The sequence below is a fragment of the Iodobacter ciconiae genome (genome assembly GCF_003952345.1).
GTDB classification, from domain to species: Bacteria; Pseudomonadota; Gammaproteobacteria; order Burkholderiales; family Chitinibacteraceae; genus Iodobacter; species Iodobacter ciconiae.
In genome coordinates, this window is sequence record NZ_CP034433.1 from 2,527,147 (window position 1) to 2,540,183 (window position 13,037).

General features: G+C 49.2%; 12 protein-coding genes. 1 reads left to right on the forward strand and 11 read right to left on the reverse strand.

Annotated features, from left to right (window positions below; genetic code table 11):
• Positions 1–56: 56 nt before the first annotated feature.
• On the forward strand, positions 57–1,064 hold the full coding sequence (locus EJO50_RS10900) for a DUF475 domain-containing protein (protein ID WP_125974115.1): 1,008 nt from the start codon (positions 57–59) through the stop codon (positions 1,062–1,064).
• A gap of 174 nt (positions 1,065–1,238) precedes the next feature.
• Here the strand turns inward: EJO50_RS10900 and EJO50_RS10905 are convergent, their stop codons facing one another.
• From EJO50_RS10905 to EJO50_RS10955, 11 genes are all read right to left on the reverse strand, one after another.
• The gene (locus EJO50_RS10905) at positions 1,239–2,435 is read right to left on the reverse strand and encodes a TerD family protein (protein ID WP_125974117.1); all 1,197 of its coding nucleotides are present in this window, start codon (positions 2,433–2,435) and stop codon (positions 1,239–1,241) included.
• Between the two features lie 102 nt (positions 2,436–2,537).
• Positions 2,538–3,425, reverse strand: a complete 888-nt coding sequence (locus tag EJO50_RS10910) for an HpcH/HpaI aldolase/citrate lyase family protein (RefSeq protein ID WP_125974119.1) — start codon at positions 3,423–3,425, stop codon at positions 2,538–2,540.
• 83 nt (positions 3,426–3,508) lie between these two features.
• Positions 3,509–4,609 carry a cysteine protease StiP family protein gene (locus tag EJO50_RS10915; RefSeq protein ID WP_125974121.1) on the reverse strand — a complete coding sequence of 367 codons (1,101 nt, stop codon included), beginning with the start codon at positions 4,607–4,609 and terminating at the stop codon, positions 3,509–3,511.
• Positions 4,606–5,358, reverse strand: coding sequence for an HAD family hydrolase (locus EJO50_RS10920; protein WP_125974123.1), 753 nt, complete (start codon positions 5,356–5,358; stop codon positions 4,606–4,608). The genes EJO50_RS10915 and EJO50_RS10920 overlap by 4 nt, the downstream gene beginning before the upstream one ends.
• Entirely contained in the window at positions 5,336–6,505 is a 1,170-nt protein-coding gene (locus EJO50_RS10925) for a phosphoribosyltransferase family protein (RefSeq protein WP_125974125.1), read from the reverse strand. The genes EJO50_RS10920 and EJO50_RS10925 overlap by 23 nt, the downstream gene beginning before the upstream one ends.
• Entirely contained in the window at positions 6,502–7,524 is a 1,023-nt protein-coding gene (locus EJO50_RS10930) for an ATP-grasp domain-containing protein (protein WP_125974127.1), read from the reverse strand. The genes EJO50_RS10925 and EJO50_RS10930 overlap by 4 nt, the downstream gene beginning before the upstream one ends.
• A 238-nt stretch (positions 7,525–7,762) precedes the next feature.
• Positions 7,763–8,344 carry a TerD family protein gene (locus EJO50_RS10935; RefSeq protein WP_125974129.1) on the reverse strand — a complete coding sequence of 194 codons (582 nt, stop codon included), beginning with the start codon at positions 8,342–8,344 and terminating at the stop codon, positions 7,763–7,765.
• A 34-nt stretch (positions 8,345–8,378) separates the two neighbouring features.
• Complete coding sequence (locus EJO50_RS10940; RefSeq protein ID WP_125974131.1) at positions 8,379–9,089, reverse strand: TIGR00266 family protein; 711 nt, start codon at positions 9,087–9,089, stop codon at positions 8,379–8,381.
• Between the two features lie 44 nt (positions 9,090–9,133).
• Complete coding sequence (locus EJO50_RS10945; RefSeq protein ID WP_125974133.1) at positions 9,134–10,438, reverse strand: VWA domain-containing protein; 1,305 nt, start codon at positions 10,436–10,438, stop codon at positions 9,134–9,136.
• Between the two features lie 13 nt (positions 10,439–10,451).
• Positions 10,452–11,027, reverse strand: coding sequence for a TerD family protein (locus EJO50_RS10950; RefSeq protein ID WP_125974135.1), 576 nt, complete (start codon positions 11,025–11,027; stop codon positions 10,452–10,454).
• A 431-nt stretch (positions 11,028–11,458) separates the two neighbouring features.
• A complete protein-coding gene (locus EJO50_RS10955; RefSeq protein ID WP_125974137.1) occupies positions 11,459–12,955 on the reverse strand; it encodes a helix-hairpin-helix domain-containing protein in 1,497 nt (498 codons plus the stop codon).
• Positions 12,956–13,037 lie beyond the last annotated feature (82 nt).

A 13,037-nucleotide genomic window follows, 5' to 3' on the forward strand; every position in this document is an offset into this window, starting at 1 on the left:
AAAGCAGTTGCTAGAATCGCAGGATCGATCACCACTATCACTCACTGAGATTATCAATGCTTTCCAATCTGCGCTTTTTTAAAAGCTCCTTTATCGTCACCTTTCTTGGTTTGGCCGCAGCCTACTGGTTAGGCGGCCCTAAGGCCATGTTTATTGCCGCTATTTTATCGGTATTAGAAGTATCACTTTCTTTTGACAACGCCGTTGTCAATGCAACGGTACTGAAAGATATGGATGCCGTCTGGCGCAAACGCTTTATAACCTGGGGTATGCTCATTGCCGTATTTGGGATGCGGGTTATTTTCCCGGTACTAATTGTGGCCGTTATTGCACACCTCACTCCATGGGCCGCTTTAATGATGGCAGTTAGCCAGCCGGAACAATACGCCTCAGCATTAACCTCATCCCATATTGTAGTGGCAGGCTTTGGCGGTACATTTTTGATGATGGTATTTTTAAAGTTCTTTTTTGATCAGGAGAAAGAGATTCACTGGTTGCATATTGTTGAGTCTCCTCTGGTTAAAATGGGAAAAATGGGGGGAATTGAAATTGGTCTCTGTTTAATCATTGTTTATCTGATTTCTAATCAGCTTGCTGATCATGGCCAGCTTAGTTTTATTTTGTCCTCTATCGCCGGGATAGTCACTTACATTATTGTTGACGGATTTGGCTCTTTATTGGGCGGGGAAGAAAACCACGGCCAAACAACCGTAATCAGAACAGGTTTCTCCGCATTTATGTATTTAGAAGTACTCGATGCCAGCTTTAGCTTTGATGGTGTAATTGGTGCATTTGCTTTATCCAATAACATTTTTATTATTGCAATTGGCCTGGGTATTGGCGCAATGTTTGTTCGCTCGCTCACCATTATGTTTGTAGAGAAAGAAACACTGGATCAATTCAGATACCTGGAGCACGGTGCATTTTATGCAATTGGTGCCCTTGCCTTTATTATGTTTATTGGTACATTCCACGAGATTCCAGAAATTATTACCGGTTTAATTGGCGCAGGCTTAATTGGTGTTTCATTACTGGCATCGCTACATCATAAAAAACACAACTAAAAAAATAAAAAGGGCGATCTTTGTATCGCCCTTTTTTTCGCTATTAAAAAGATAAGTCTGATATCAATAGTAACATTTGCTACGTTTAGCCTATTTACTTAAAAAATGGCAGTTAAGCATCCAGAGTACAAGGCAGGCCGGGGACTATTTCGAAAAATTACCCCAAAATATCCTCTAATCTTTGGATCCCTTCTTAAACCGCAAACCAAATCCAAATCGATCACTAAGCTGCTCATGCGCGCTTTTACCAGCGGAGTGGGCAAAGTACTCTACCAGTTTGGTGACTTGCAAATTACCCGCTATGTTTTCAATCATGGCAATCGCACACATTGATGCATTACTCCCCTGATCCAAACGAACCTCCACCGGCGCTCTGCCCGGCACTTCGATCACCACCACCCCATCAGTTGCCGCCCAGTTGGCTGCGCCTTCGTAGATAAAAGTAAAGATCACCAGCCGCTTAATATGCTGGAACTGATCGCCATTGATAAAGATATTCTCCCCCCCCGCATTGCTGCCGGAGCGATCGTCTCCCTCCAGGTGAATAAAAGGCGCTTGTGTAAAGCTGCCCCAGCTGTTGCCCAGCGCTTGAACGCCACCGGGCGTGCCGTCAACCATTTGAAACATACAGGCTAAATCAAGATCAATCCGACCATTGACTGATTGCTTATTCATCAGCTTATTTAAAAAACCAGTCTTTTCAGGAGCCCCTCCCTGTGGCGATTGATTCCAGTTTAAGTTAACGCGAATACGGCCAAAACCACCGCCAGTGTTTTTCTCTAAAGAAATCTTATCACCGCGTTTTTCCAGCGTGATCTTAGACAGGGAAACTGGCTTTGGAGCTAGGGCTGGTGCAGCAACCGGTGCAACTTCCGTACCGCCAAAATGCTTCAGCAGCGCCGACAAACCGCCACTAAATCCTTGCCCCACCGCAGCAAAACGCCATTGCCCGTCCCGCCGGTAAAGCTCCCCCACAATAACCGCTTTTTCATCCTGAAAATCAGCCCCAGTCAATGCAAATTCCACATTCCCCAGACACATGCTGCTGTTAGCCAGCTGGCGCATCGTGCCTTCGCCACTGATTGATGCAGCAAAAACCAGCTTGTGGATGCTCTCAGGCAAGCGGGCAAGATCGGTCATAAAACGAGCGCTACCCGCCCCCAGCTCCAGCACCACCGCATCCCCGGGGCAAGATTTCTGGTTAAAAAACACCATATAACGGTCATCAGAGAGCTGATCATGGGCGTCCAGCCCAAAGCAGGTAATATCAATATCCAGCCCTGCAGCATTCATATTCAAGCGCACAGGAAACACACCTGTGCAGCCCAGATCAGCCAGCTTACCTTTTTGTCCGCGTGTAAAATTTGTCATGGTTCTCGAGCTTCTGGTAAATTAGGGAAGAAAAATAATTGATCATTCGAGGTAAGAAAATGAGCCCTCCGTGGTTCAAGGCTTGGTCTTCTTATGCGCCGCTTACACCATGGCATGTACCCCGAACACCCTTGCTTGCTCCAGCACGCTGTGCGCCCAGGCACGGTGGGTGGCGACTTCGCACATGGAATCATGCATCCTGAAAACCGCCGGGCTGGATTCATCAATAATCTTCATCGCCACATCCACATCCCGGTGCTGCACACGGTAGTGCTGCTCAATCAGAGCCACCTGTCCAGGATGAATCGCGGTTTTACCAACCATACCATGGGCCAGGTCTTCTTCCACTTCCTGCGCCAGCAGCGCCGGGTTATCCAGGTGTTCAAACACAGGAGCCGTGAGCACAAAGCCATAGGGGCGGAAAATAGTCACCAGCTTTGAGATGACGGCACCCAGCGGGGTTTTATAAATAGTTACATGCCGTGGCCTGCGTATACCCAGCAATGCCAGCAAATCATTGCCGCCAATCCGCAGCGCCTGAATATGATCGCGCACACCGGGCCGCTCCAGGCTTTGGCGTAATAACTTCATCTCGGCATCATCAAACACCTCTACCGTTTCCAGCGTCGGCATCAGCATAAATTGTGTTTTACGTACCTGCTGAAAATACGCATCAAAATTATGATGGGTAATTTTAGGCAGTACAAAACCGGTGAGCTTTTCTACACCGGGCATCTCCAGCACCCGCTTCATTACTTCCGGGTTTCTCACCCGCACAAAGCGCTCGGTACCAGGGCGTTCCACCATTTGCTGCAAGACCAGCGACAGGCTAAACAGTGCGTAGCTCAGCTCGCTCTCTGCAACCGCATCTTCGGTACAAAAAATCACTGAGCGCAAATCTCCCAGCAATTGACCATCTGCAATCTGCTGTAAATCTTTGTGGGTTGCAGGCACGTAGAGCGATGCACCCATCACTTTGCTAATCGCCATTTATTTCACTCCAAATCAAAAATCCCACCTGACCTTGCTCTGCCCAAACGGCAATACGACCGGATATCAAAAACCTTGCCCCATCAACCATCCAAAACACTCCCGATCAGGGAAACCGCCTGATAAGGCAGACTCGCATCTACAAGAAGAGGAACGTTTTTTTCTATTGCTAACAACTTTAAATGCGCCACATCGGTTACCGACGGATCGCGTAAAATCAGCAGCCTTGGCACTCTGCGCAGCAATACACGGGTAGCCTCGCCTATGCCGGGCTTGATCAAATTTACATTCTCAATCCCATGCTGTGCTTGGATGGCCCGCAAAAATTCAGTTGAAACTCGAGCCATTTTTACCCGGTCAATTGGCAGAGGAGCAGGCACCCCCTGCTCCTCTGCCAGCCGGACGGCATCAGCCACCAGGCCATCAGAAAATGCTTGAGACTGATCTTGCGACTCAAACTCATCGTAATAAACGCAGCCGTGAAAATCGTCCGGCCCAATTGCGTCGTTCAGTACCGAGCGGCTAACCAGGCCAGAAACAGTAGCATTCAGGATGCTTGACGGAATCAGATAATCCTCAGCCGAAGCCGCACATGCTGCGGTACCCGCCAGATCAGACAAAACATAAAGGCCACTATCGATAGCAACACGATGCTGCAGATTAAAAATATCCACCGCCTGCTCCAGCACGCAGGAAATCACGCCTTTGCCAGTCCAGCCATCGATAAAAACGATTGATTCCGGGCTGTGTCCCTGCTGCAAAATATGCTGCAAAGCCACAGTGTCAATGCCACGATCACGGATAATCGACACCGAGTAATGCACCACTTCCCGACCTAATACACGCTGTAAAAGATGCTTTAGAATCACGCCAACGGGCGTTCCAGCACGCACCAAAGAAACCAGCGTAACCGGCCCGCTGCGTCTTGCTGCAATCAGCGCTGCCAGCCTTAGACAATCTTCTGCCATTTGTTGACGGTTAGCCGCAAGTGCATCCTTAAAAACCTGCAAATAACGAGGGGAAGGCAGGGACTCTGGTGATAGCATTTCGCTATAATGGCGCGCTCCCGATTGAATCAGAAACTCTTTATTTACCACATCAATAAACGGCTGTTGCGATAAGCGTTTCAGCAAAAAGCACACATCATCCGGACGATAACTACCGCAAAAACCATGATTACTCATAAAGCGGCAACAGTCAGCTTAGCCAGCTGCGTGCCATTCGGAATCAGCGCGTAATCACAACTCGCCATAAAACGGGCATCTGACTGACTGTCACCCATGCCAATCGTCATGATTTCTCCATACTCTTTTTGCAGCAGAGAGCGCACATAATCCACCGCGCGGGCTTTATTTAATGTTTTAGGCAGCAGCGCTAAATTATTGCCATTGCGGTGAATAAAGAAATCTTTACCCTCGCCGGCCACCCAGGGCTGCAGCGCCTCGTGATCGATTTGCTCCAGATTGGCGTCAATTTTATCCGGGTCTTTAATCAGGGCATAAAACGGCGTATTGCAATCTTCCACCAGACGGGCGCGGCCCTTAAAGCCTACTTTTTGGCAGTAATCATCAAGCACCGCCATAGCAGCATGTAAGCCGGGCAGCGCTTGCTGCATATCTGCACGCATGGTTTCCAGCCAGAATTCATCCACCGCACCACAAGGCTTAAGCACTACGCCGCCGTAATCAATAATGGAATAGCTATTAAACGGTAAATCAACGCGGCGCAAAGCATCCAGATTACGTGCCGTGCTTGGAATCAGCGTCATCGACGCACTCATCATTTCAAAGAATGCCCGCTGACGCGGGGTGGTAAATGAAATGGCCACGCCGTCTTTCAGATAGCCAACCGGCTGTAAACCAGCCACGCCTGCGCATTTGCCAAGTGTCTGAAACAACGTGTCATCTAAATCAACGAACAGAAATTTCTTCAATATGAGTCTCAGATAAAAAATGAAATAAACGGCCACCTACGGCCTGCGCAGTAGATAAAAGAGCGGCATTCGCAGGCGTTTCGTGACAAATCAGCACCTGATCGTACTGGCCGGGTGTGACGTTATAAATGTAATTGGCCACCCCTTCGCCATAATTATCAGCAAAAGTAATCGCCTCGCTGACCGCGCCCCATTTCAGGATGGGAGAACGGGTAGTCGATTGCACCTGCACATCCACGCCCCGCGCTTCCAAGGCACAGCCCAACAAAAAAGGCAGATGCATAAATTCGCCGGTGCCCAACACTAAAACCCGCTCATTAGCCCGAAAGCTGGCAGCAAGCTTTGCAGCAAAGCCGGCTGGTGCAGACAAGGGCCGATCTAGGCCCAAACGGCCAAAGCCAGCGTTAGCACCCCGATCGGCGTGCGCTTCAAAAACTTGCGCTGCCCCGGGTAAGGATTCTAATTGCCCCGGCGTAAAGCAGTACTCGCCGCTCAGTGCCGCCGCAATCGAGACCGGTATCCCAAAGCGCTGCGACAATGCCTGATTAGCCGCCTGTCCCATAAAATTAGTAATGGTGCACAGATGCACATGTTCAATCCTGGAATTAAGCACCCGGCAAGCCTGACTTAAATTCAAAAAGGTATTACCGGTGCTGGCCTCATCATCAACCAAGACGAGGGATCGGGCATTGAGCAGCAACAAACGCAGCGTTTCATCCTGCGGCATATGCAAAAACTGCCGTGGCGCGTGGCTGTGCGCTTCAGAAAACTCGATGATCTCTGCACCGCCCACGTGGTAGCGCGAAGTATGTACAAACAACGCTTCAACAGCAGGATGAGCTTTTTTAAATGCCTCGAATACGCCTTGCCCCAAACCGATCGCCGTTTCGGCCATGGCGATAAACACCAGCGGGCCGGGTAAATCAGCAGGCACTTGCTGCGCCAGATGTTCATGAATTTGGCGCATTGCGGCGGGGCGCACCGGCCAGTGCTTGCCCAGCACTTTGCTTAAAAACAAAAAGCCGCGCTTGACATTAGCCCTTGCGGCAAAGCCCATCAGCTCATCCACACTGAATGCGCCTGCATCCGTGCTTAATTCCATCAGGCCGGTGGGCAATTCAACCCTAATTACTTGGGCATCGCTCATTGCAGCTCCGCAGCCCGGCCTAATTCGGCCACTCGCATGCCGTTGTGAATTTCAGGTACTTGCACATTATCAAAACCGCGATCAAAACCACGCAAGGCCAGATAAGGCAAATTGGGGCCAGCCAGACAAGCCATGGCAATCCCGCCTGACATCCGGGCATTAATTTCTAATAAACCCAGACCTGCCGCTCTTTCCTTGAATTGCACATTGAAATTGCCGTTTAAACCCAGGGTTTTAGCCAGTTGAGTGACGCTCTCCAAAATATCACTGCGCATCTCAATCAGCTGGCCACGACCCGCTTGCTTCATCTTTTTACGCGGCACAGCACAAATCAAGCGCCCATGGTCACCCACACAATCAACGCTATATTCATGTCCATCCAGATATTCCATCAGAATCATGGTTTTGAAAGTGCCCATGGCGGCAAAGCCACGCTGCAAATCATCAAAGCCAATCTGATACTGAGCGCCTTCTACCAATAACTGCGCGCAAGAGCGCTCTTCTTCGATCACCGCAAAGCCGAGGCCAAACACCGATTTAGACGGCTTAATGCAAAGTTTGGAATGGTCTTGTTTTAATTCTTGGTAGGCCGCTTCAAACTCTGCAGCAGTTTCGATCACACGAAACGCTGCCGGCGGGGTGAGCGGTAGATCAATCGCCCGATAAAACGCGGCTTTATCATTAATCAAAGTCAGTACGTCAGGGGCTGCCACCGCTAAAACGCGTGTACCCTGCTGTGCAAAACGCTCATGCTCTGCACCGATTAATACGGCTTCTTTGCCCGGAATAAAAATTGTAATAGCCTGATCCAGGCAAAACTGTAAACACCAGGCCAGATAGGCTTCACCCTGCAGGCCGGAAGGCTCAATGACATATTCATGAGCCTCTTGAAAAGCCGCTGAATAAGGATTGGTGTGGCTGGAGACGATATGATAATCGCCAGCAAGATCTGCCTCACGAATCAGGCGGATCGCGGCCGCGACAGAGGAAAATGTTTTATTAAACCAGACGTGCTGCATAGATGCCTTCAGGGAGCAGGCAAGTCGGCCGGGTCAAGCACCTTACTGAAGAGCACCGGATCAGTGTTCTATACCGGGTGTTTTCTTTTCAACAGTAGTTCGCCTCAAAAAAACTCAAAACAGAGCATTTTTCGTTAAATAAGCACTCAAACCCGACAAACAGCCAGCACAGAGACTGTCTCCGGCAAGATTTCGGAAACAGACCTCCATGCGGATAGAGAAATTTAAATATTTGCTTTTACAAGTGCGGTGTAATTTGTGGCATCAGCTCATCAAAAGTGCGGCCATTACCAATTTCACCGATAGCGTGCATTTTCCACTCGTTATTATGACGATACAGCTTGGCCATAATTTGCGCGTTGTGCGAGCCCAGTGCTGACAAATTAAAACGTGCGACTTCTTTGCCGTCACTGGCATTCACAATACGGCAAGTGGCATTGGCAATTTGTGAGAAGTTCTGGCCGGTAAAGCTGTTCACCGTGAAGACCAGGCTCTTGATATTGGCAGGCACACGCGTCAAATCAACTACGATTTGCTCATCATCACCATCGCCTTCACCGGTACGGTTATCCCCCGTATGCATTACCGAGCCGTCTTTTGATTTCAGCTGACGAAACCAGACCGCATCCACCGGATGGCCCTGCTCGTCAAACAAAATGCACGACGCATCCAGATCAATATCCGGAGCGCTGCCACCAAAACCCAGAAACCCCTTTGACTTCACGGCATCCCAGGCGAGACCCATGATAATTTTACTTAATGTAACGCCAGCCTCTTTATCAAGGGAAATCTTCTGGCCTTTCTCTAGGTTAATCGCCATGCTGTACTCCTTAATTGATGAAAATAAATGAATCTTATGCGCCGTTCTTTTTCTTTAGCCACTGGGCAAAAGAATCACGATTTCTGGAGCAGACAAATACCTTTCCCGTACCACTAAAACGCAGCACAATCCCTTCACCGCTGGTCACACTATTAACCAGATTGCCTAGCATGCCACCCAGGCCACCACCGGAATTACCAGTTGTCACGGAGATTTCGTATTTCAAATTATTGTCCCAGCACACCACATGGGAGTTATCAATAATCACATCCTTACCCGGCGCAACATCCAGCTCGAACATCGAGCCAAAGCCCGACACCACCACTTGCCCGCTGCCGGAGGTTTCCATAATAAAAAACCCGCCAGACTGCGCAAACAGGGCGTTGCCGATATTTTGCGTGCGCACTTTCATTTCAGTGCCCGACGTCGCAGCAACAAAGACGCCATCATTTAATAAATACTGTTTTGCACCTATATCGATAATTTGCAATGCACCGGGCAAGGTAGGGGACAGCAGGCAATCACCTCCTCCCCTCACCGCTTCAATTTGCTGCTGAAAAAAAGACTCGCCATTAGCCAAGCGGCGCATGATCGCTCCGCCTATTCCGCCATTCATACTGCCTTTCAGATCAAGGTTGGCTTCCATCATCACCATTGCATCGGATTCGCAATAGATCTTGTCGCCTTTTTGTAAGGAAACATGTAAAAACGGATCGACATCACCGGTGGCGGTAAATACAGTCATGGCGCAACAACACCTTTATCAGTTTTTTGCTTCACGCAAATTATTTAAATAAGCCCATGTTGAGCAGCCAGCTTTAGCCAACCCGGATATTCCGTCATCAGCAGATCATAAAGCGCTGCATCAGAACACTCATCAGGTGAGCTCAGCGAAAAATAATCGGCATTATCAATCAAGCGGCCCGGTAAATCATCAAGGCTTTCCAGAAAAGGGAAATCAGAATCAGCAAACGCCAATAAACGTTTATTTTTCGACTTTCTCCCCTTACCTATGCCCATAAACTGCCAGAAAATGGGCTCTTTACTCGACCAGCGCAATTGCTTTTCGGTGAGTGCTTTATCCGAGGTCGACCCGTCGGTTACAAACATCACATAGACAGGCTGTGCGGCTTTGCTCAGCCCCAGGCATTCACCCGCAGCGTTTTCCGGAAAATAAAACTTGCGAATCGCCTCCATCGCACGCCCATAGCGTGTATCGCCCTCCAGAGGATGGCGCTGAATAATCTGCTGAATATAGCCCTGGCAATTGCTCAATTCCATAGGCGCGGGCTGATGGACTTTTTCGCCAAATAAAAACACATCAATGGCACCGTCATCATCAAACTGGCAAGCCAAAGCAAGGATACGGTCTGCAAATGCTTGTACGAGTCCCTTTTTATACAGGGCGCTCATCGAGCCGGAAATATCGAGACATAAACAGACTCTGGCACGATGCTGCTCTAAGCCCGCTTTTTGCAACGAAACACCCGCAGCCTTATGCAAATTAACAAGTTGCGGCGCGGCGCTGGCTATTTTTTTCTCTAAAGATACTTTCGCGGCAGCCGGCAGCGGATCGTCTGCCACACTGCCGCCAAAATAAGTAACTAAAGCATCCAGCCCGCCATCAAAGCCCTGGCCCACGGCCATAAAACGCCAAACACCCTCTTTGCGGTAAAACTCGCCCAGCATTAATGCTCGCTCGGCGGAAAAATCAGATCCTGCAAAAGAAAAGCGGCCGTGTTCACGCTCTCCCTCAATAATTCTTAAATATCCTGAACGCAAGAGCGACATTGTTCCGCCCTCGCTGACACTCGCGGCCACAACGACACGCTCTATGCTGGCAGGTAGTTTTTGCAGCTGAAAAGCAAAACCTGCCGCATCTCCCTGCACATTGCAAACGGCAACACCACCACAAGGGGTGCACGTTTGATTAAAAAACGTCATGTAACGATCATCGGAGAGTTTGCCTGCCGAATCTAAGCTAAAGCAGGCAAAGTCAACAGGCAACCCTCCAGCTACAAGACCTACTTGAAAGGACCCTGTCGGAATCACTTCTCGAATATTCAGGCGCTGGCCCTTAACAAGTAGCGTCATTAAGCGATCCTGATTAGGCAGCAATACCGAAAGAACGAGCCAAAGGTGCTAAGCCGCCGGCAAAGCCCTGGCCTACCGCTTTGAATTTCCATTCGGAGCCAGCACGGTAGATTTCACCAAAAACCATGGCTGTTTCTGTAGAGCTGTCTTCTGACAAGTCATAACGCGCGATTTCTTTATCGCCATTGGCATCAAGGCAGCGGATATACGCTTTACCTACCATACCAAAGTTCTGCTTACGCGCTTCAGCATCATGGATGGTTACACCAACGGTGATTTTTTCAATCTCGGCAGGCACTAAAGCCAGGTCAATCACGATTTTTTCATCATCACCTTCACCCTGGCCGCTGGTGTTGTCACCTGCATGAGTCACCGAACCATCGGTCGATTTCAGATTATTGTAAAAAATGAAGTCAGAATCAGCACGAACCTTGCCGTCGGCCTTAAGCATGAAAGCACTGCCATCCAGATCGAAAGCAGAGCCATCGGTAACGCGTGGATCCCAGCCCAGACCAATCACCAACTTTTTGAGGGAAGGCGCTTCTTTACTCAGATTGACGTTGCCGCCTTTTTGCAGACTAATAGCCATGAACGAAACTCCTTAAAAAAATGAACGATACGCCTTACAAAAACCGGCGAAGCTTTTACAACATATGAAACTGGATAATATCGACAAAGCCAGCTGGCAAAACATTTTCACCAAAAGCCGCTTCAGCAACAAACGCCCTACTTAGAATCTGTTCACTTGAAAGCATTTTCAAGTGAAGCCGGGTAATTTATCTTATTAACTTATCATAAACCCCACATTCAACAGGAAAACAAACCCGGATAAACCCGCTGGCTGCCAAACTTGTTTTTTGTCAGGCGCTGGCTTACAAAAGACAGGACAAGAACATAATAGTTCCATACATACCTACTTTTTACGTCCTGATCAGTAATACCCAGCCAGATCAATACTCTAGGCCCGTGCAAAACTAAACCTTTAGCGCCAGCTTTTCAGGAACGCTCATTCAAAACACTCTAACGAGCCCCGCCCACCATCTGCACCACCACCAGACGCCCTCCTTCAGCCTTATCCAGCAGAATTTGCTGACCATCTTTCAGCTCAAGTTTGCCGCCTATGGCAATAATCTGTTTGGTCACCACATCCATTAAACCAGGCAGCCCTACATTAAAAATCCACCATACATTGCGATAAAAAATAAAGTAAGCCACTCGCGACTTGTGCTCATCAGCCAGCTTTTCATTCGGGGCCAGTAAATAATTAGCGTGCCAAGGGTAAAGCGATTGCCCTTCCCAAACCAATAACCGGTGATTATCAGGACGGAACTGCCCTTCTTGCCTGGATGAATACAGATTAAGCACCGGCAGCTGCCCATGGTAAGCCGAACCACAAAACGGGCATGCAGGCTGGGTGGAGTTATCAAATACAAACCATTTTTGCTCACAGCGGCAGGGCAGCACCAGATCAATGGTTTTAAGCAGCGCCGTTTCCCAATCATTGGCCGACGGGCGCAGATTGGGCTGATGCAGGCCATCAACAAATGCCTGCGTAAACAGTGGTGTCAGATAAGGGCCAGTCAAGGTATAGGGCAACTTGCTGCTGTCTGCCCATGGCAGCTCGGCAGGCTTGGCATCAGCCAGAAGAATGCGATTACTTGCATCTACGGGGTGCTCGACAAACAGGGCCTGCTCGCCCATAGACAGTGCTTCATCCCGCTGCTCATCATGCATATCGTGCACTTTGCCGCCGCGCAAAGGGTGGCGATACAGCAGATACATATAGATCAGCACGGCCAGCGCATGCTGGTCTGTTTCGCGGCGCGGCAAATTGCGCTGCGGATCGCCCTTGGCCAAATGGCTGGTGCTCACCACTTCCGGAGCAATAAAATCAGGCGTACCCACCACATCGGGCGGATATCGCCCCGGCACCACCAGGCCATCCACATCAATCACGCAGGCAAAGCCCCCCGACGGATCGACCAGCACGTTCTTATAAGACAAATCAGAATGCGCCAGCCCCGCCATATGCATACGGCGCACAGCACGGGCAATCAATACGCCAATTTTTAAATAGCTAAGCCAGTCACCCAGCTCGCGCTGATCGACAAAACGCTGACGCAAACTGGCTGCAGCAAACCATTTTCCTTCTTTTTCCTTGCCCTTGATCTCAAGCATGTCATGATTTTTGGAGCCAAATTCAAAGAAAAAATGTGCAGGATAAGTTGGGGCGATTAAACCGAGTTTGCCTTCATATTCCAAAAGCGCAGTTGGCCAGCAAAACAGGTTTTTCCAGTAATCCCCGCCCGCCTGATTAAAAATCCCCTCGCGATATTTGCCGATAATCATCTGCAGCCGCTCCAGCGCCTGAGCGTCCTGCTTATTCTTATAAAACGCCACCACGTAAGACTTATCCGGCGAAAAATAAACCTCCTTCATCGCCCCGGAAGCAATCATCTCATCCACAAACTCAACCTGCTGCCCATCCAGCGTGCGGCACTGAATCACCTTCGCCATACCTAACTCCTGATTGCCTGCTGCAAAATAATCCCAGATATTGATGCCTTAAACCCAAATCTTGAACCACGGAGTTTGGGAG

Bases quoted from the DNA above. Each gene is read 5' to 3' on its own strand.
- EJO50_RS10945 (WP_125974133.1), bottom strand. From the start codon at position 10,438: ATGACGCTACTTGTTAAGGGCCAGCGCCTGAATATTCGAGAAGTGATT.
- EJO50_RS10910 (WP_125974119.1), bottom strand. From the start codon at position 3,425: ATGGCGATTAGCAAAGTGATGGGTGCATCGCTCTACGTGCCTGCAACC.
- EJO50_RS10930 (WP_125974127.1), bottom strand. From the start codon at position 7,524: ATGCAGCACGTCTGGTTTAATAAAACATTTTCCTCTGTCGCGGCCGCG.
- EJO50_RS10940 (WP_125974131.1), bottom strand. From the start codon at position 9,089: ATGACTGTATTTACCGCCACCGGTGATGTCGATCCGTTTTTACATGTT.
- EJO50_RS10955 (WP_125974137.1), bottom strand. From the start codon at position 12,955: ATGGCGAAGGTGATTCAGTGCCGCACGCTGGATGGGCAGCAGGTTGAG.
- EJO50_RS10950 (WP_125974135.1), bottom strand. From the start codon at position 11,027: ATGGCTATTAGTCTGCAAAAAGGCGGCAACGTCAATCTGAGTAAAGAA.
- EJO50_RS10935 (WP_125974129.1), bottom strand. From the start codon at position 8,344: ATGGCGATTAACCTAGAGAAAGGCCAGAAGATTTCCCTTGATAAAGAG.
- EJO50_RS10900 (WP_125974115.1), top strand. From the start codon at position 57: ATGCTTTCCAATCTGCGCTTTTTTAAAAGCTCCTTTATCGTCACCTTT.
- EJO50_RS10925 (WP_125974125.1), bottom strand. From the start codon at position 6,505: ATGAGCGATGCCCAAGTAATTAGGGTTGAATTGCCCACCGGCCTGATG.
- EJO50_RS10905 (WP_125974117.1), bottom strand. From the start codon at position 2,435: ATGACAAATTTTACACGCGGACAAAAAGGTAAGCTGGCTGATCTGGGC.
- EJO50_RS10915 (WP_125974121.1), bottom strand. From the start codon at position 4,609: ATGAGTAATCATGGTTTTTGCGGTAGTTATCGTCCGGATGATGTGTGC.